This window comes from Nocardia cyriacigeorgica (assembly GCF_010858045.1).
In the GTDB taxonomy this organism is placed as follows: domain Bacteria; phylum Actinomycetota; class Actinomycetes; order Mycobacteriales; family Mycobacteriaceae; genus Nocardia; species Nocardia cyriacigeorgica_E.
On sequence record NZ_JAAGVC010000004.1, the window covers coordinates 109,742 to 128,259 of the forward strand.

Sequence of the window (18,518 nt, forward strand, 5' to 3'; positions counted from 1 at the left end):
CGTGCAATCCGGTAAATGTGCAGGTCAAGATCACTTATCGGACAGCGGGCAAACATTTCGGTCGCGGAACGCGCTGGTGGCGGCGTGTCGGAGCAGCCCTCTCAGTCCGCTCTCAGTCGATGCGGTCAAACTGGTGACATGCGCATTCTGGTAGTCGACGACGATCGCGCCGTCCGGGAATCGCTGCGGCGGTCGCTGACCTTCAACGGCTACACCGTCGACCTCGCGGTCGACGGTGTCGACGCATTGGACAAAGTCACCGCGCAGCGACCGGACGCGCTCGTCCTCGATGTGATGATGCCGCGCCTGGACGGCCTCGAGGTCTGCCGCCGTTTGCGCAGCACCGGCGACGATCTGCCGATTCTGGTTTTGACCGCACGGGATTCGGTTTCCGAACGGGTCGCCGGTCTCGACGCGGGCGCCGACGACTATTTGCCGAAACCATTCGCGCTCGAAGAATTGCTCGCGCGGTTGCGCGCGCTGCTGCGCCGCCGGACCAGCGATCCGGGCGAGACCTCGGAAACGATGCGGTTCGCCGATCTGTCGCTGGATCCCGTCACCCGTGAAGTGCTGCGCGGAACCCGTTCGATCAGCCTCACCCGCACCGAGTTCTCACTGCTGGAAATGCTGATGGCGAATCCGCGCCGGGTGCTGACTCGCGGCCGGATTCTCGAGGAGGTGTGGGGCTACGACTTCCCCACCTCGGGCAATGCCCTCGAGGTCTACATCGGCTACCTGCGGCGTAAGACCGAGGCCGAGGGCGAACCGCGATTGATCCACACCGTGCGCGGTGTCGGCTACGTACTACGGGAGACGCCGCCGTAGGCGGGCGCGGACATGGCACGTTCAGCTTCCAAACGGCCGGGAAAATCCGGCACCGCCGCTGGTGTGGCGCCGCTGGGGCAGCCCCGTCGCGGTGCCGAGCCGGCGCCCATGCGCCCGCCGACGCCGCTGACCCGCACGGTCTCGCTGCGCTGGCGGGTGACGCTGCTGGCCGCCTCGGTGGTGGCCATCGCCGTCGCGGTCACCTCCATCGCCGCCTACGCCATGGTCGCGCGGGCGCTCTACGGTGACGTCGACGCCCAGTTGCGCGCCAGGGCCGCGACCATGATCAGTGGCGATATCGACAGCATGGCCTTCCAATCGCTCGGCGTGGCGACGCTGTTCTCCAACAACATCGGCGTCGGCCTGATCTACCCGTTCTCGGTGTCCTCGCCGACCGCGCCGGAGGGTGAGCGTCCACCCGACAGCCTCCCGGTCTACATCCCGCCGCAGCCGACCAAGCCGCCCATCGGCACCGAGGAGATCGCGGTCGCCAAGGGCGAACACACGTCCTCGCTGCGCACCTTCAACAATCAGCGGGTGCTGGCCCGGCGCATGGATTCGGGTGTCACGCTGGTGATCTCCCAGCGCCTCGAGCCGACCCGTGAGGTGCTCGACCGGCTGGCGTGGCTGCTGTTCGTGGTCGGCGGGTGCGGCGTGCTGCTGGCCGCGGCGGCGGGTACCGCGGTCGGGCGCACCGGATTGCGGCCCATCGCCCGGCTCACCGCGGCCACCGAGCGGGTGGCCCGCACCGATGATCTGACGCCGATCCCGGTCACCGGTGACGACGAGCTGGCCCGGCTCACCGAGAGTTTCAACACCATGCTGCGTGCCCTGGCCGAATCCCGCGACCGGCAGCGCAGGCTGGTCGCCGACGCGGGCCACGAGTTGCGTACCCCGCTGACGTCGCTGCGCACCAACATGGAATTGCTGATCGCGGCGGGCAGGCCCGGCGCACCGCGGATTCCGGACGAGGACATGGCCGAACTGCGCGCCGATGTGGTCGCCCAGATCGAAGAGCTGTCCACCCTCGTCGGCGACCTGGTCGATCTGGCTCGGGAAGACGCGCCGGAAACCGTCTACGAGCGTGTCGATCTCGGCGAGGTCGCCGAGCGTGCGCTCGAACGCGCACGTCGCCGCCGCGGCTCCATCGAGTTCGTCGCGGCGCTGCGGCCGTGGTTCGTCTACGGCCACGAGGCCGGGTTGGAGCGAGCCATCCTCAACGTGCTCGACAATGCCGCGAAATGGAGTCCGGCCGGCGCGCAGGTGCGGGTCAGTATGGCCGAGGTGGGGCGCGGGCTGCTCGAACTCTCGGTCGACGACGCCGGTCCAGGCATCCCGCCCGCCGAACGCGAGCTGGTGTTCGAGCGGTTCTACCGGACCACCGCCTCGCGTTCGATGCCGGGCTCGGGGCTCGGGCTCGCGATTGTGAAACAAGTCGTGACAAAACACGGCGGCACCATCACGATCGATACGTCCGAACGCGGCGGCGCGCTGATCCGCATCGTGTTGCCCGGTGAGGCGGGCGCGCCCGCGGCGGCCGCCGAGGACGAGGCGGATCGATAGGTCGATCGGGCCGTTCGATCCGCAGCGAACTTCAAGCACGGTCTCAGTCCGCTCTCAGCAGTCGGCGTCACGCTGGATGGCACGACGTGAGAAAGAAACGAGTAACCATGACCGAGGATTTCACCGATCGACCGCACGGCCCGCATCCAGGGGCCGTGCCGCCGCCGGGTTACCACTCGGCGCCAGGTCCGCAGGGCCCTCCGTTCGGCCACGCCCCCGTTCCCGAGCCGCAGCCCGCCCCCAAGCGTCCGGTCCGCACCGGCCTGGTCGCGGGCGCGGTCGCGCTGGCATTGGTCAGCGGCGGCGTCGGTGGCGCGGTCGGCGCGCTGGTCGCGGGCGACGACGGCGCCGCGACCACTGTCACCAACGCCCTCGACGCACCGAAGCCCAATATCGATAACGCCTCCACCGCGCCCGCCGGCTCCACCCAGGCGGTGGCCCAGCGCGTGCTGCCGAGCGTGGTGATGATCAAGGTCGCGAGCAACCGCGCACAGGGCGAGGGCTCGGGAGTCATCTTGTCGTCGGATGGACTGATCCTGACCAACAACCACGTCGCCGCGGGCGGCGGTCCCGGCGCGAAGATGGAGGTCTCCTTCGCCGACGGCAGCACCGCGTCCGCGACCATGGTCGGCGCCGATCCGGTGTCCGATCTTGCCGTCATCAAGGTCGAGGGCAAGACGGGCCTGACCCCGATCGAACTCGGCAGCTCGGCCGGCCTCCAGGTCGGTCAGCCCGTCATCGCGATCGGCTCGCCCCTCGGCCTCGCCGGCACCGTCACCACCGGCATCGTCTCGGCGTTGAACCGGCCGGTCTCCACCTCCGGTCAGCCGAGCGCCGACCCGGCCACGCCCAACCCCGTCATCGACGCCATCCAGACCGACGCCGCGATCAATCCGGGCAATTCCGGCGGTGCGCTGGTCGACGCCAACGGCAAGCTGATCGGCATCAACACCGCGATCGCCACCCTCGGCGGCTCCGACCTCGGCGGCCAGCAAAGCGGCTCGATCGGGCTCGGGTTCGCCATCCCGGTCGATCAGGCCCGCCGGGTCGCCGAAGAACTGATCGAGACCGGCCACGCCACCTATGCCCAGATCGGCATCACGGTGCCGCGTAACGACACGGTGCGCGGAGCACGGGTGCTCGAGGTGACCCCCGACGGTCCCGCCGCCAAGGCCGGTATCCCGGCCGGAGTGGTGATCACCCGGATGAACGACCGCACCATCGACTCCGGCGACGCCTTGGTCGCCGCCGTCCGTTCCAGCCGACCAGGAGACAAGGTGAGCGTGACATATACCGATGAGCAGGGCGGAAACGCCAAGACGGTCGAGGTGACCCTCGACGCGGTGTCGACCGGGGGAGTGCGGTGATGCAGGTGCTGCACGGGGGATGGGAGCCGATGCTCGGCGGTGACGCTACGGTGAGCACCATGGACATCGATGGTTCCGTGGCAGGACGCGCACTGGTCGTGGTCGTCGACGACCGCACCGCGCACGGTGGTGTGGATTCGCTGGGCCCGCTGGTCACCGAATTGCTCACCGAAGCGGGCTTTCTCGTCGACGCGTCGGTGACGGTGCAGGCCGATGAGGTGGAGATCCGTAACGCGCTCAACACCGCGGTGATCGGCGGCGTCGACCTGGTCATCTCGGTCGGCGGCACGGGTATGTCGCCGCGCGATGTCACGCCGGAGGCCACCTCCCAGGTGCTCGACCGTGAGCTGCCCGGTATCAGCGAGGCCCTGCGTTCCTCTGGCCGGGTCGCCGGTTCCCTCGACGCGGGCCTTTCGCGCGGCCTGGCCGGTATCTCCGGCAGCACCCTTGTGGTGAACCTGCCCGGTACTCGTTCGGCCATCCGCGATGGCATGGCGACCCTCGGCCCGCTCGCCAGCCGGGTGATCGGTGAACTGTCCGGATTGGACGAATGAGTTCTTCCGACGATCGCAGCGACGTCCCCCGTCCGGTCCGCCGGCCGGGGGACGCCGCGCGTCTGGCGCGCATCTTCGGTGAGGTGCTCCCGGAGACCACCGGCGACGAACGCGGCGACGACCGCGACACGCCGTCGAGCACCGACGACTGGTTGCGGTCGCAGGTTCCGCCGCATCACGGCTGAGTTCTTCCGCGTTCCAGCTACCGCCCTGGCGCCGATGCCTCGCCCGTTATCTACTGCCCTGCTACGTATTTACTGACGCGTAGCTATCTCGAGCGTTCAAGATTCAAGCTCTTTGCTGTTCCGATCTCCTCCGGAATACGTTCTCGTCCCGTATTCGCCGCTGGTGCTGCTTCGCCGTCCGGGGCAATTCGGCTACTTTGCCGGAACTCGCATCCTGCATTTATGCACGTCAAGCGATATAAGCATTTTGGCTATGTGATACAGATCACTCGAGTCTTGACGAATACTTTCGTTGTCCGTTCCGTTACCGCCGGTTAATCTCGCCTCGGGCCATCGCAACCGCCTCCGCAGTCCAGTGGCCTGCACGAATGTGCAGACCTCGCGGAGTCGGGTGTGGCCCGGCGGTAGTCGAGCTTTGCGTTGAAATAACAGCGAGTTACACAACGGCAACAAATAGGCGACACACTGAGCTGGGCCTGTGAGGACCATGTCCAGCCTCGACGGTCGAGGCTGGTCTGTTCGAGAAAAATTGATGAGGGGAAGTATGAGCGAGAACCGCACCAACGGTTTGCGCCGCGGAGCCCGTGCCGCGGGCGTCGGCGCCGCAGCCGCCGTGGCCCTGGGTCTGCTTTCGACCGGGGCCGCAAACGCGGATACCTTCGTGCCGTTGCCGGACGGCGAGAAGGTTGGTCCGGGTGTGACCATCAAGCGCACCCATGAGCACGCTGTCGTTTCGCCGTCCATGGCGGCCAATGGCGCAGGTCGCGTTGTCTGGGTTTCGGGCACCGCGAGCGCGGACGTCACCGTCACCCCCGAGGGCGAGGTGGGTCCGAACAACGGCCCCGCCGGCGCGCCGGGTACCAACAACTCCTCCACCCACGGTGCGTCCCAGCTGAACACGGGCTACATCGTGGGCTGCCAGGTCAGCATCGGCGACGAGGCCATCTCCGCCGGTCTGTCGGGAAGCATCGATGTCGAGGGCGCCTCGGTCGGCGGTGCGGTGGGTCTGGAGCTGGGCCCGGGCGAGGTGAAATTCGTCCAGATCGAGTACAAGGACATTCTGAAGCCGGGTCACTACTCGGTCGAGTACCAGGACGTCGAGATGGAGATCCAGGGCTGCGCGGGTTACGCGCAGGCGCGGGCGTACACGGTCGTCGAGATCATCGGTGACCACTACTCGAAGACCACCCTTTACGGGCAGCCGTTCAGCATCGGCTGAGTCGTCGAATTCGACCGTACAAACCTCTCGCCTCGAGCGAACTCGACCCTCGAAGGGTACAAACATGATCAACCGTAAGATCGTGGCGCGGGCGGCCGGACTCGGCGCTGCCGCCACCGTTGCCATGGGCCTGTTCTCCACCGGTGCGGCCAACGCCGACACCTTCGTGCCGCTGCCCGGCGGCGAAATCGTCAAGACGCTGTCCGACGGCACCGTGGTGACGGTCCGCCTGGTCGGTGAATCGGCCAACATCAACCCCTCCCTCGGCTCCACCCCGGTGCACCGCAACGCCTGGGTATCGGCCAGTGCGCAGGTCGAGCTGGCCGGTGAGGGCGCCAAGGGTGGCAAGATCTACCCCGGTTACGTGGTGGGCTGCCAGGTGAACATCGGCGGCGGCGGCGTCGAAGGCGGCGCCTCTGCCGGTGGCACCTGGGAAGGCGATCCCACCGGTGGCGTCGAGAGCGGCGGCGAGCTGTCGCTCGGCCCCGGCCAGGCCAAGTCCTTCTACGTGCTCGACCTCGAAGACACCGACGACTTCGGCAACGAGTCGCACGAGACTCGCAACGTCTTCAAGGGCACCAGCGGCTCGGTCACCTGGGCCGATGAGACCATCGGTCTGACCGGCTGCGCCGGCTACGCGCAGGCGCGTGCCTTCGTCAAGGTCAAGGTCGAGACCGACAATGTCATGTCGGTGGTGACCCTGTGGGGTCAGCCGTTCAGCCTGGGCTGATCGGCTCCCGCTCGGGCCGGCCAACGGCCTGAGCAAACGCGACCAGCGAAATGAACGCGGGTCTGTCACAATCGTGACAGGCCCGCGTTCTGCTGTTTTCGGCCCGCGACCGGTGAATTCGTCCCTGTCGCGGCGGATTCGGCCGATCTGCGTAACCTCTCGGCTACCTACACCTCATCTTGCTGCCATGCCGCGGACGAAATGCCGTCCCCGACTGTTCATTCGCTGTGCCGATTCGGGTTCATCTGGCGGTCAGCGCTTTCGAGCACGCTCATCTGAGCCTGCTGTAGGCCATCCCCGTGCGAACGGGGTTGTCGCTGAAAACCTGATGAGGGGAAGTATGAGCAAGAACCGCACCAACGTCACGCGCGCGATGGGCGTCGGCGCCGTCGCCGCCGTGGCCATGGGACTGTTCTCGGCCGGCGCCGCCAACGCGGACGCCTTCGTGCCGCTGCCGGACGGTGAGAAGATCGGCCCCGGCGTCACCATCAAGCGCACCCATGAGAGCGCGCTGGTCTCGCCGTCGCTGGCGGCCAACGGTGCCGGTCGCACCGTGTGGGTTTCCGGTATCGCGAGCGCCGATGTCACCGCCACCCCCGAGGGTGAAGTGGGTCCGAACAACGGTCCGACCGGTGCCCCCGGCACCAACAACTCCTCCACCCACGGCACCTCGCAGCTGAACACCGGCTACATCGTCGGCTGCCAGGTCGCCATCGGCGACGAGGCCATCTCGGCCGGTGTCTCCGGCAGTGTCGACCTCGACGGCGCGTCCGTCGGCGGCTCGGTGGGTCTCGAGCTCGGCCCGGGTGAGGTCAAGTTCGTCCAGATCGAGTACAAGGACATCACCAAGCCGGGTGTCTACTCCGTCGAGTACCAGGACGTCGAGATGGAGATCCAGGGCTGCGCCGGTTACGCGCAGGCCCGCGCCTACACCGTGGTCGAGATCATCGGCGACCACTACTCGAAGACCACCCTCTACGGCCAGCCGTTCAGCATCGGCTGATTCCGGGTCTGCCCGGCCGTCTCGGCCGGACCGGACCGATGTGTCTCGAATCCGCCAATCAATCTCTCGCTGAAGCGAATCAACCCCAGAGGGGCATTACACAATGATCAACCGTAAGAGCATCGTGCGTGCGGCCGGTGCGGGTGCCGCCGCGGCCGTCGCGATGGGCCTGTTCTCCACCGGTGCGGCCAACGCCGACACCTTCGTGCCGCTGCCCGGCGGCGAAATCGTCCGCACCCTGTCCGACGGCACCGTGGTGACGGTCCGTCTGGTCGGCGAGTCGGCCAACATCAACCCGTCGATGGGTTCCACCCCGGTGCACCGCAACGCGTGGGTCTCGGCCAGCGCGCAGGTCGAGCTGTCCGGCTCGGGCGCCAAGGGCGGCAAGATCTACCCCGGCTATGTCGTGGGCTGCCAGGTGAACATCGGCGGCGGCGGCGTCGAGGGCGGCGTCTCCGGTGAGGGCACCTGGGACGGCGAGTCCTTCGGTGTCGGCGCCGAGAGCGGCGGCGAGCTGTCGCTCGGCCCCGGCCAGGCCAAGTCCTTCTACGTGCTCGACCTCGAAGAGGCCGACGACTTCGGTGAGGAGTCGCACGAGAAGCGCAACAAGTTCAAGGGCAAGAGCGGCAGCGTCACCTGGGCCGACGAGACCATCGGCCTGAGCGGCTGCGCCGGTTACGCGCAGGCGCGGGCGTTCGTGAAGGTCAAGGTCGAGACCGAGAACGTGATGTCCGTGGTGACCCTGTGGGGTCAGCCGTTCAGCATCGGCTGATTCTCCTCCCACGATCGAAAGGGCCTGTCGCACTCGGCGACAGGCCCTTTCGTCGTCAGGACTCGGAGGAGTACTCGTGCCGCCCCCCGCCGGTCTTCTGGCCCTCGGCCAGCAGATCGCGGATCTGGATCAGCAGGTCGTTGTCGCTGAGCACTTCCTCCTTCTCCTCCTTGGCGAAGCGCTTCTTCACATGCGTGGAAGGCATCACCAAGACGAAGTACAGGACCGCCGCGATCATCAGGAAGTTGATGCACGCGGTGATGATCGGGCCCACCTCGATGAAGGTCGAGGGATTGTCGGCAACCAATCGGAAACCGAGCCCGAGTTCATTGGGACTGCCGAAAACCGCGAGCAGCGGATTGATGATCCCATTGGTGAACGCGGTGACGATCGCGACGAACGCGGTACCCATGACGACGGCAACAGCCAGGTCGACGACGTTTCCGCGAAGCACGAAATCCTTGAACCCCTTGAGCAATGCCCTATCTCCTTCGGTGTGCGGAACCGAATGTCCGCAGCCGGGTGCTGGTCTTCCCGGATGCTAGTTGACCGCACCGGCTAACGCTCGGCGAACGATGGAGCCGGCGATCAGAGGTGATCGATCTCAATGGAAGACGACGGTCAGGGCGGTGCTCAACGAGGCCGCGGCCACCGCGGCCGCGTTCTCGGCGCCCATCGCCACCAGGACCACTCGCTCCGCCGATCGTGTCGGCGATGACCCGGGGGAGCCGGAGATCAGGACCACGGCGGCATCGGTGGCCAGGGTGCGCGCGGGGCGGGCGGCTCGGTCGGATTCGTCGGCTGCGATGACGTCGACGCGATCACCCGCGCGCAGGATGTCGGCGACGGCGGTATCGGCCAGCCGGAGGGGAACGATCCTGGCGTCCGGTGCGCCACCGGCCACCGCGGCCAGCCGCGGGCCGATCACACGCAGATCGGTCAGGATCTCCCCGGTGCTCATCGCGCCGGTGATGGTGGCACCGATCAGCGGGGCCGGATCGCGCGCCGCACCGCCGGGTAGTGCGCCGGATTCCCGGTCGACGACCCGCAGGTCCGCTGAGGTGAGCAGATGGCCGGGTGGTAGATCGCGAGCCGCGACGACGACGCGTGCGCGGTCGGCATCGGGATCACCGCGCAGCATCAGTACGACTGCGGCGGCGGTGAGAACGGCGGCGAGGACCCGCCTGGCGAGCAATCCGTCGGCCCATGGTGGCCGATTCCAGAATGCTTCCCGCAGCGTCTCGCCGCGGCCGAGCGGACCATCGCCGAAGCGCTGGGGGCCGAGTCGGCGGCGGCCGGCGAACATTCCGATCATGCGCCGAGCGTATGGCGCGGATCGGCGGCCCGGGCCCGGTGAACGACGGGTTGTGGACAACTCGCGGGCTGTGCACAACCCGCGACTCGCCTCAGCTGGCGGCTGCGGTGCTGGCCGCCGCCGCGGGGGCGGCCGAGGAGCTCGAATCGGAGCCGGAGGAGGATCCGCTGTCGGACTTGGCGGGCTCGCTGGCGGTGGACGCACCGCCGCGGCTGTCGGTGCGGTAGAAACCGCTGCCCTTGAACACGATGCCGACGGAGTTGAACAGCTTGCGCAGCTTGCCCGAGCACTCCGAGCAGACGCTCAGCGCCTCGTCGGTGAAGGACTGAACGATGTCGAAGCGGTTATCACACTGGGTGCACGCGTACGAATAAGTTGGCACAGGATCCTCCGCAGGGTTCGTCGATCTAGCACTCTACAGGCGACAGTGCCAACATTGCCACCCGGGATTTCATTCCCGGCGGGCGCGCGGTCAATCGGCGGACAACTCGCGCAGCCCGCCGCGCGGCGTCAGGGCCCAGCCCATCCGCAGGTCGTGCGGCTCCTCGGGCAGCCGTTCCACCAGCTCAGCGTCACGAACCACCGCCACGAGCCGGGCAGCCGGGTCGGCCGCGGCCAGCGTGCGGTCGTAGTAGCCTGCGCCGCGCCCGAGTCGCACACCACGTAGATCCACCGCCAGCGCAGGGACGAGAATCACACTCGCGCGGGCCACCGCGGCAATACCCAATGCCGGTCCGCTCGGCTCGAGCAGCCCGTAGCGGGCGGCCCGCAGACTCGCCGCACCGGTGTACTCGGCCCAGTCCAGAGGTCCCGGCGGCCCCGTCACCGGCAGCAATACCCGCGCTCCCGCTGCCAGCAGCGCGTCGAGCATCGCCTCCGAGCCCGGTTCACCACGCACCGGGACATACGCGCACACCCATTCGCCGACCTCGATTTGCCCGGCCGTCGCTGCCAGCGCGGACGCCTCCTGCGCCCGGTCGGCGTCGGACACCGCGGCCCGCTGCGCGAGAATCTCCAACCGCCAGGCATGTTTATCGCGCTCACCGGGCATCTTCACGGTGATCACCATAGGCTCATGCGGGCGCCAGGCCGCCGCGAAGCAGGCTTGGACGACGTATTACACGGATAAGGTGTGCATATGACAGCGAAGGCAGGCGAGCCCGGCTCGACGACGGGCGCGGCGGTGGAGTCGTGCTTCCGTACTGCGGTCGTGCCGGCCGCTGGGCTCGGGACCCGGTTCCTGCCCGCGACCAAGACGGTGCCCAAGGAGTTGCTGCCGGTCGTCGATACCCCCGGCATCGAACTGGTGGCCGCCGAGGCCGCCGAATCCGGCGCCGACCGGCTGGTCATCGTCACCTCACCCGGTAAAGACGGTGTGGTCGCGCATTTCGTCGAGGATCTGGTGCTGGAGAGCACCCTCGCCGAACGGGGCAAGTTCCAGCTGCTGGAGAAGGTGCGTAAGGCGCCGGGGCTGCTCGATGTCACCTCCGTCGTGCAGGACGAGCCGCTCGGACTCGGCCACGCGATCGCCCAGGCCGAAAGTGTGCTCGACGCCGACGAGGACGCCATCGCCGTCCTGCTGCCCGACGATCTGGTGCTGCCGTGCGGTGTGCTCGACACGATGAGCCGGGTCCGGCGCGAACGCGGCGGCACGGTGCTGTGCGCCATCGACGTCCCCAAGGATCAGGTGAGCGCTTACGGCGTCTTCGATGTCGAGCCGGTGCCCGGCGTGGCGGATCCGGATGTGTTGCGCGTCAACGGGATGGTGGAAAAGCCGGCCCTCGCCGACGCGCCGTCGACCTACGCCGCGGCCGGCCGCTATCTGCTCGACCGGGCCATCTTCGACGCCCTGCGCCGGATCGAGCCGGGCACGGGCGGCGAACTGCAGGTGACCGATGCGATCGCGCTGCTGATCGCCGAGGGTCATCCGGTGCATGTGGTGGTTCACCGTGGGTCGCGCCACGATCTGGGCAACCCGGGCGGCTATCTTCGTGCTGCAGTGGATTTCGCGCTGGAGCGGGAGGAATACGGTCCCGCCTTGCGGGAGTGGCTGCAGCATCGGCTGGGACCCGACTGGGATCCGCAGGTGACGGCGTAGGAACAGATCGCCCGAGGGGCGAGGGAGATCGGGAAGGGCTGGATGCGCTCGGTTGAGGATCAGCAGATCAAGGTGACCGCGGCGGCGGTCGCGCCCCGGCCGGTCCGGGTCGCGATATCCGAGGCCCAGGGCCTGCTGTGTGCCGAGGACGTCGTCACCGAACGGCCGCTGCCCGGTTTCGACCAGGCCGCCATCGACGGTTACGCGGTGCGCAGCGTCGACGTCGCGTCGGCCGGCGCCGAAATCCGTGACGAAGAAGGCGAACTGGTCGATCTGACGTTGCCCGTGGTCGGCGAGGTGGTCGCGGGTTCGCGCCAGCCGATCCGGTTGCAGCCGCGCCAGACGGTGCGCGTCGACACCGGTGCCCCGCTGCCGACGCTGGCCGACGCGGTGCTGCCGATCGACTTCACCGACGGCGGTCGCGCCCGGATCAAGGTGTACGAGCCGGTGCGTTCCGGCGATTACGTGCGCCGCATCGGCGACGATGTGCAACCCGGCGACGTCGCCGTGCGCGCCGGCACCATCATCGGCGCGGCGCAGGTCGGGCTGCTCGCGGCGGTCGGCCAGGACAAGGTGCTGGTGCATCCGCGGCCCCGGCTGTCGGTGATCTCGGTGGGCGCCGAGCTCATCGACATCGACCGCACGCCCGGCCCTGGCCAGGTGTACGACGTGAATTCCTATGCCCTGGCGGCGGCTGCGCGCGATGCGGGCGCCGACGTCAACCGGGTCGGCATCGTCGACGCCGATCCGCGCAGGCTGCGTGATGTGGTCGAAGGTCAGCTGGTCCGTTCGGAGGTCGTGGTGATCGCGGGTGCGGTCGGCGGCTGGGCCTCGGAACAGGTGCGGGAAGCGTTGGAGGGTCTCGGCGAGCTCGAGATCGCCAGGGTCGCCATGCATCCCGGTTCCGTGCAGGGCTTCGGGCGGCTCGGCCGCGATGAGGTGCCGACGTTTCTGCTGCCGTCCAATCCCGTCGGCGCCCTCGTGGTGTTCGAGGTGATGGTGCGGCCGCTGATCCGGATCGCGCTCGGGCGACGTCAGCCGATGCGGCGAATCGTGCACGCCCGCACGATCACTCCGATCCAATCGATGGCCGGGCGCAAGGGCTATCTGCGTGCCCAGTTGATGCGCGACGAAGCCACCGGCGAATACCTGGTGCAACCACTGGGTTCGGGGGCGGGCGCGTCCTCCCATCTGCTGGCGACGCTGGCCGAGGCCAACAGCCTGATCGTCGTCGATCCGGACGACACCGAGATCCGGACCGGCGACGAGGTCCAGGTCGCTTTTCTCGCACAGCGCGGCTGAAACGTGGAGACCATGAACGTTTTCCGGGCCACCCAGCACCCTGGGTGGCCCGCACATCTGGGCCCGGTGCGGGTCGCGGCCGGGCAGGTGGCGTTGCGACCGGTGCGGCTGCGCGACGCCGCCGCCTGGAGCCGGATCCGGTTGCGTGACCAGCAGCATCTGGAACCGTGGGAGCCCACCGGCCGAGGTGCGTGGGAAGCGCGCAATCACGCCTCGAACTGGCCGTCGCTGTGGTCGAGCCTGAAGGCCGAGGCGCGGCGTGGGGCGATGATCCCGCTGGTGATCGAGGTCGACGGCGCGTTCAGCGGACAGTTGACCGTCGGCAATATCGTGCGCGGGGCGTTGCGATCGGCGTGGATCGGTTACTGGGTGGCCAAGGATCTCGGCGGACAAGGCGTGGCGACCGCGGCGCTGGCGCTCGGACTCGACCATTGTTTCGGGCCGGTCGGCTTGCACCGGGTCGAGGCGACCGTGCGGCCGGAGAATATGGCGAGCCAGGCGGTGCTGCGTAACGTCGGGTTCCGTGAGGAAGGCCTGCTACGCCGCTATCTGGATGTCGATGGGGCGTGGCGCGATCATCTACTCGTCGGCCTGACCGTCGAAGAGGTGGCCGGGACAGTGGTGGACCGGCTCGCTCGGGAAGGCCGGTTGACGCTGCTGTGAACGCGGGCCCGACGACGGGCCGCAATGGTGGAAATGTGACGGGTGTGGCGGATGTGCACGGCGCGCCTGCCGGACCGTGCCCCTACCCGGAATTAACCTACGGACGTCGGTGGTGCGCCCTGCGCCATCGGCAGGGAGCCTGCGACCCGCCCGGCGACCATGCCGCAGCGCCTGTGCGGCAGCCGGAACAGTCACCGCGACGGGGCCGCGGGGCGCGGGTCGGAACTGGATCAGGCGGGGACGGAGGTGCTGACGGCGATGCCGAATTCGATCTTGTGGATCGGCCTGGTCGTACTCTGGGTCTTCGTCCTGTTTCCGATACTCGCCGACCGGCATCCCCGGATCCGGCAGACCACCGACACGGCACTCGCCACCCGGGTGCTGCATCGCGGAGGTTCGAAGCGGCGCACCAGGTCCGGACCCGCCGCCGGGCACGACAGCGACCCCGATTGGCGGCCGAGACGAGTGCAGAGAAAGCGTCCCCACAGCGATGATGCGGAGGATCGGATGACGACTTCGGCCGACGAGCCCGTCACCGAGGCTGACGACGAACACAACACGCCGGGAGACGTCACCGACACCGGCGCGGCCCGTGCCACGACCGCCAAGGCGACCCGCCGGGCGGTGACTGAGACGGAACTCGATGAGATGGCGGCGGACGAGGCCGCCGACGCCGACGACACGGAATCGGGCGTGCCCGGCGACCCCGATGCCGTGCGCGCCGACTATGTGGACGATGAAGAGCGCGAGGAACGCGAAGAGCGCGAAGACCGCATCGACCGCGAACACCGTATCGACCGCGAAGAGCGTATCGACCGCGAAGAGCGCGTCGACTATGACGACGACCAGGACGATTACGCGGACGCCACCCGACGCGACCCGCTCGCCGCCCGGATACCTCCCGCGCGTTCGGCGCTGCCCGCCGTGGCCGAACCCGAGCCCGCCGACACCGACGACACCGACTTCATCCCCACCCGGCGCGGCCGCGGCGGATTCGACCCCGAAGCCGACGCCATCGCCCGCGCCGCCCGCTACACCTTCCGTCAGCGCGCCGTGCTCGGCCTGGTACTCACCACCCTGCTGTGCGGAGCGCTGGCCATCGCGATCGCGCCCGTCTTCTGGTGGGGTTGCGGCCTGACCGCGACCGTCCTCGTCACCTACCTGGCCTACCTGCGCAAGCAGGTCAGGATGGAAGAAGAGATCCGCCGGCGCCGCAGCGCCAGGCTCGCGCGCACCACCCAGCGCCCCGACAAAGAACGCGACGAACAAGCCGCGCGTCCCGCCCGCCGCGGCATGGACCGCGACACCGCCCGCGCCCTGCGCCGCCGCTCCGAACTGCTCGAACCCGACGACGAAGACCCCGCCTTCGAACACCTCGAAGCCTTCGACGCCACCGCCGCCCGCGCCGTCCGCAACCGCGCCGCCGGCGGCGACATGCGCCGCGCCGCCGGAGAATAACCGCAGGTGGCGGGCCCGATTCGGAATCGGCGCCCGCCTCCTGCTACAGTGTCACAGCGCGGTTCCCGCCAGGAACCGCACGGGGCTATAGCGCAGTTGGTAGCGCGTCTCGTTCGCATCGAGAAGGTCAGGGGTTCGATTCCCCTTAGCTCCACCAAAGGCGGCGCATGCTCATGGCGAGCATGCGCCGTTTTTCGCGGGCTCGCTCCACGCGGATCCGATGGGAACGGTGACGAACTGTGCCGGGCCGACCCAGACGGTGGGGTGAATCGCTGTGGGGGACTGCGCGTTGGGGACACGCTGACGGGGTGGATTTCCGTAGCGTGGGCGTGCTGGGAAGTGCGAATGACGGATGTGGGGGCGGGGTGCTGTGGGATTTGCGGGGCCTTCGGCTGCCGGGGTGCCGGGTGCCGCGGTCATCGGATATCGCGATATGGCGGGTGGCGGGTTGGACTTGCGGGCCGCGGCGACGACAGCGGTCGCTGTGGTGATTGAGTTCGGGGGGCGTGAGTTGATCGTCGAGGGCTCCGGTGGGCGGCAGGAGCTGGGTGGGTTCGTCGTGGGTCCCTCGATGGCGGCCACACGTGTTCGGGCCAGGCGGGCAGAGTGTGTGGAGGTTCGGATGTCGCCGATCCGGGCGTACTCGCTTCTGGGGGTCGCTGCTAACGAACTGGGGCTCGGCGTCGTTCCGGCGGAGCAGCTGTGGGGGTCCCGGGTCCGGCGGCTGCGCGAGCAACTCGCGGACGTCGCGACCTGGGAGGAGCGCTTCGCGCTGACGGGAACATTTCTGGCGCGGTGCGAGCGGCCGATGCGGGCGCCGGATCCCGAGGTGATTGCCGCCTGGCAGCGGATACTCGGCTCCGGTGGGCAGGTGAACGTCGGTGACCTGGCCGCGTCGGTGGGATGGAGCCGTAAACGGTTGTGGGCGAGGTTCGACACGCAGATCGGTGTGACGCCCAAGCGGGCGGCCATGCTAGTCCGGTTCCGGCGCGCGGTCGCCGGGTTGCTGGCGGGCCGGCCCGCCGCCGACGTCGCGGCGGTGTGCGGGTACACCGATCAGGCGCATCTGTGCCGAGACGTGGCGATCTTCGCCGAACGCACACCGGGGACGCTGCACGCGGGCAATCTGCCCGGCATCGCCCTGGATCGGTACCGGGCCTCGGGAACATTTTTCCAATCCCCGGGGTGACAGGTCGGTCGATAGTGGTGTTCGCCTCGGGTGCGGCCGGCGAGCCGAACGCACCCCCACCTGATCGACGAGAGGACACGTTCGTGACCGGCGCCCTCGGCCATGCGAAGCCATCCAACACCGATGAGCTGCCTGCGGCGACGAGACTGCTGCTGGCGTGCGGGGTCTTCGCTCCGCTGCTCAACATCGTTGTCGTGCTCATCCTCGGCGCCATCCGCCCTGACTACAACCCCTGGGTAGTCCCCGACAGCAACCTCGAACTGGGTCCCGGTGGGTGGATGCAGATAACCAACTACATCGTCATCGGGACGTTGCTACTCGCGTTCGCCTTCGGGATGCGGCAGGTTGTGCGGACCGGACGGGGATCCACCTGGGGTCCCATCCTGCTCGGCCTCTATGGCTTCACCTTCTTCGCTATCGGGCCGATCCTGCCCGACCCGTCGTTGGGCTACCCGCCGGGAGAGCCGGAAACGCTGACCCTTCACGGCGCCGTGCACAGCCTGCTCGGCCTCGTTCGGTTCACGTCGCTGGCCGTGGCCTGCATCGTATTGGCACGGCGACATGAGCTCGGAAGCCATGGGTTGTCCCGATATTCAATGGCCACCGCCCTGCTCGTCGCCATTTCCTACGTCGCTTTCGCGCTGGTCGCCGAACTCGCCGACGGGGGACCGGCAGGTCTCATCGAACGCATCGGGATCTTTGCCGGCGGCATCTGGGTTGCCGTGCTGGCGCTGCGCCTGATGTGCGGTCCGCGCCGTTCCGATCAGCGCTGACGCCAGTCGAGCCCGGATACGAAATGCACGTCGTATCGCTCTTGCTCCGGAATCAGGCTGTCGAAGGTCTCCTGGCCGTGCTGGATCCGGCCGAGCCTGCGGAAATACTCGAACCGATCGGTGCCGGGGCCGAGCACGATGAGCAGGTCGGCCGTCGAGCCGGGGGCGGCGCCGAAAGCGTGCGGCATGCCGGGCGGGATGATCACGAGCCCGCCGGCGGCGACGTTTTCCGACCGGCCGTCGAGATAGAACTCGGCCGAGCCGTCGAGCACATAGAACAGTTCCGAGGACCGCGCGTGGTAATGCGGCGCGGCGCCGTCGGCGCCGGTACCGAGGGTGAGGCGGTTCACACCGAGCGCGCCGCCGGTATCGATGGCGTCGGCGAGCAGATGGAAGGCTCCGCCGTGCGGCAGGGCAACGGTTTCCGCGGTCGCGTTCGGTACGACCACGGCGGCGGCAGTGCTGGATGACATTGTGCGCTCCTTCATATATGGGTGCCGTCTACGCCACGGCGTCGGGCGGGTCTGGATGGAACCGGTGGAAGCTGTAGCGCGCCGCGCTCACGGTAGGCTCGAACGCCATCGGTGTATTTCTTCATCGAGCCAGGTAGGAGGCAGCCATATCGGCCGACCCGTGCCCCGCGTCGGCCGCCCGGCGGAACCGGTCGAGGCCCGCCGCGGCGAGATCGGCCGCCACACCGGCGCGCTGCGCCGCGGCCAGGATGAGACGGGAGTCCTTGATGGCGTTGGTGATCGAGAACGCCGGCGCGAAATCGCCCGACAGGGCCGCGTCCGACTTTGCTCGGAAGAACCCGCTGTCGAGCGGACCACCGGATACCGCCTCGACGACAATGTGCGGGTCCACACCCAATGCTTCCGCGAGCGAAAGGCTTTCGGCCATACCGTGTGTGAGGGCGAAGACAAGGCTGTTCAGCGCCAGCTTGAGCCGCGTCGCCGCGCCGGGCCGATCGGCGACCCATAGGGTCCGGCTGCCGATCGCGTCGAAAACCGCGTTCGCCGTATCGCGTTCGCTTTCCGGTCCGGCGGCCAGCACTACCAGCCGGCCGAGCTCGGCGGGCTGCTTCGTGCCTTGAACGGGAGCGTCGTAGAACACCAATTCGCGCTCATCGGCGAAGGCGGCCAGCTCGGCGGTATCGTTGTCACCGACCGTGCTCATCTGCACCCACACCGTCCCCGGTGCAGGCGCGGCCGCTTCGACGACCTCGCGCACAGCCGCCGCGTCGGTCAATACCGTGACCACGACATGGGCGCCGGACGCAGCCGCCGCCGGGGTCGGTGAGACCTGAATACCGTCGGCGGCCAAGGGTTGCGCCGCGGCGGCGGTGCGATTCCAGGCGCGTACGGCAAAGGCTTTCCGCAGGTTACGTGCCACCGGGGCGCCGATGGTTCCGGTACCGAGTACGGCGGCGGTCCGGGAGTGTTCGGACATGGTGTCGGCTCCTTCACTGTTTTTGACTGATCATTACACTATGGGGCGATGCC

At 68.4% G+C, this 18,518-nt stretch carries 21 protein-coding genes and 1 tRNA gene; 16 read left to right on the forward strand and 6 right to left on the reverse strand.

Features of this window, described 5'->3' with window-relative positions; all coding sequences use genetic code 11:
* The first annotated feature begins 138 nt into the window (after positions 1–138).
* The 9 genes from GV790_RS05740 (at position 139) to GV790_RS05780 (ending at position 8,218) form a co-directional block, all read left to right on the forward strand.
* Positions 139–825 carry a response regulator transcription factor gene (locus tag GV790_RS05740; RefSeq protein ID WP_163811279.1) on the forward strand — a complete coding sequence of 229 codons (687 nt, stop codon included), beginning with the start codon at positions 139–141 and terminating at the stop codon, positions 823–825.
* Positions 826–837: 12 nt separating this feature from the next.
* Positions 838–2,388: a HAMP domain-containing sensor histidine kinase gene (locus GV790_RS05745; protein WP_375139371.1), complete on the forward strand. Its 1,551-nt coding sequence runs from the start codon at positions 838–840 to the stop codon at positions 2,386–2,388.
* Between the two features lie 107 nt (positions 2,389–2,495).
* On the forward strand, positions 2,496–3,755 hold the full coding sequence (locus tag GV790_RS05750; protein WP_163811281.1) for a S1C family serine protease: 1,260 nt from the start codon (positions 2,496–2,498) through the stop codon (positions 3,753–3,755).
* A gap of 59 nt (positions 3,756–3,814) precedes the next feature.
* A complete protein-coding gene (locus tag GV790_RS05755) occupies positions 3,815–4,309 on the forward strand; it encodes a MogA/MoaB family molybdenum cofactor biosynthesis protein (protein WP_178127606.1) in 495 nt (164 codons plus the stop codon).
* Positions 4,306–4,494 (forward strand): hypothetical protein, encoded by a 189-nt coding sequence (locus GV790_RS05760; RefSeq protein ID WP_163811286.1) that lies wholly within the window; start codon positions 4,306–4,308, stop codon positions 4,492–4,494. Before GV790_RS05755 ends, GV790_RS05760 begins: the two co-directional genes overlap by 4 nt.
* A gap of 544 nt (positions 4,495–5,038) precedes the next feature.
* Positions 5,039–5,713 (forward strand): MspA family porin, encoded by a 675-nt coding sequence (locus GV790_RS05765; protein WP_163811288.1) that lies wholly within the window; start codon positions 5,039–5,041, stop codon positions 5,711–5,713.
* Between the two features lie 64 nt (positions 5,714–5,777).
* Positions 5,778–6,443, forward strand: a complete 666-nt coding sequence (locus tag GV790_RS05770) for an MspA family porin (RefSeq protein ID WP_163811290.1) — start codon at positions 5,778–5,780, stop codon at positions 6,441–6,443.
* A 340-nt stretch (positions 6,444–6,783) separates the two neighbouring features.
* Positions 6,784–7,446, forward strand: a complete 663-nt coding sequence (locus GV790_RS05775; protein ID WP_163811292.1) for an MspA family porin — start codon at positions 6,784–6,786, stop codon at positions 7,444–7,446.
* A 103-nt stretch (positions 7,447–7,549) separates the two neighbouring features.
* Entirely contained in the window at positions 7,550–8,218 is a 669-nt protein-coding gene (locus GV790_RS05780; protein ID WP_163811293.1) for an MspA family porin, read from the forward strand.
* Between the two features lie 55 nt (positions 8,219–8,273).
* Here GV790_RS05780 and mscL read toward each other — a convergent pair whose 3' ends face one another.
* The 4 genes from mscL to GV790_RS05800 all read right to left on the reverse strand — a co-directional run bounded on the left by mscL (position 8,274) and on the right by GV790_RS05800 (position 10,602).
* Positions 8,274–8,696: a large conductance mechanosensitive channel protein MscL gene (gene mscL / locus GV790_RS05785; RefSeq protein ID WP_163811295.1), complete on the reverse strand. Its 423-nt coding sequence runs from the start codon at positions 8,694–8,696 to the stop codon at positions 8,274–8,276.
* Between the two features lie 126 nt (positions 8,697–8,822).
* On the reverse strand, positions 8,823–9,533 hold the full coding sequence (locus GV790_RS05790; protein ID WP_228805995.1) for an SAF domain-containing protein: 711 nt from the start codon (positions 9,531–9,533) through the stop codon (positions 8,823–8,825).
* A 91-nt stretch (positions 9,534–9,624) separates the two neighbouring features.
* Positions 9,625–9,915 (reverse strand): FmdB family zinc ribbon protein, encoded by a 291-nt coding sequence (locus tag GV790_RS05795; RefSeq protein ID WP_036540013.1) that lies wholly within the window; start codon positions 9,913–9,915, stop codon positions 9,625–9,627.
* Between the two features lie 90 nt (positions 9,916–10,005).
* Positions 10,006–10,602: a 5-formyltetrahydrofolate cyclo-ligase gene (locus tag GV790_RS05800; protein WP_163811297.1), complete on the reverse strand. Its 597-nt coding sequence runs from the start codon at positions 10,600–10,602 to the stop codon at positions 10,006–10,008.
* 69 nt (positions 10,603–10,671) lie between these two features.
* Here GV790_RS05800 and GV790_RS05805 point away from each other — a divergent pair, with 69 nt between their 5' ends.
* The 7 genes from GV790_RS05805 (at position 10,672) to GV790_RS05835 (ending at position 17,016) form a co-directional block, all read left to right on the forward strand.
* On the forward strand, positions 10,672–11,631 hold the full coding sequence (locus GV790_RS05805; RefSeq protein WP_163811299.1) for a UTP--glucose-1-phosphate uridylyltransferase: 960 nt from the start codon (positions 10,672–10,674) through the stop codon (positions 11,629–11,631).
* Positions 11,632–11,673: 42 nt separating this feature from the next.
* The gene (gene glp / locus GV790_RS05810) at positions 11,674–12,933 is read left to right on the forward strand and encodes a molybdotransferase-like divisome protein Glp (protein ID WP_014352933.1); all 1,260 of its coding nucleotides are present in this window, start codon (positions 11,674–11,676) and stop codon (positions 12,931–12,933) included.
* Positions 12,934–12,945: 12 nt separating this feature from the next.
* Positions 12,946–13,596 (forward strand): GNAT family N-acetyltransferase, encoded by a 651-nt coding sequence (locus GV790_RS05815; protein ID WP_048834420.1) that lies wholly within the window; start codon positions 12,946–12,948, stop codon positions 13,594–13,596.
* A 258-nt stretch (positions 13,597–13,854) separates the two neighbouring features.
* Complete coding sequence (gene sepX, locus GV790_RS05820) at positions 13,855–15,054, forward strand: divisome protein SepX/GlpR (protein WP_218586376.1); 1,200 nt, start codon at positions 13,855–13,857, stop codon at positions 15,052–15,054.
* An 81-nt stretch (positions 15,055–15,135) separates the two neighbouring features.
* A tRNA-Ala gene (locus GV790_RS05825) sits at positions 15,136–15,211 on the forward strand.
* Positions 15,212–15,487: 276 nt separating this feature from the next.
* A complete protein-coding gene (locus tag GV790_RS05830) occupies positions 15,488–16,243 on the forward strand; it encodes a helix-turn-helix domain-containing protein (RefSeq protein ID WP_163811304.1) in 756 nt (251 codons plus the stop codon).
* Positions 16,244–16,326: 83 nt separating this feature from the next.
* Positions 16,327–17,016, forward strand: coding sequence for a DUF998 domain-containing protein (locus GV790_RS05835; protein WP_163811306.1), 690 nt, complete (start codon positions 16,327–16,329; stop codon positions 17,014–17,016).
* Here the strand turns inward: GV790_RS05835 and GV790_RS05840 are convergent.
* Positions 17,007–17,489 (reverse strand): cupin domain-containing protein, encoded by a 483-nt coding sequence (locus GV790_RS05840; protein ID WP_163811308.1) that lies wholly within the window; start codon positions 17,487–17,489, stop codon positions 17,007–17,009. The genes GV790_RS05835 and GV790_RS05840 overlap by 10 nt on opposite strands.
* 121 nt (positions 17,490–17,610) lie before the next feature.
* A complete protein-coding gene (locus GV790_RS05845) occupies positions 17,611–18,465 on the reverse strand; it encodes an NAD(P)-dependent oxidoreductase (protein WP_163811310.1) in 855 nt (284 codons plus the stop codon).
* Positions 18,466–18,518: the final 53 nt, after the last annotated feature.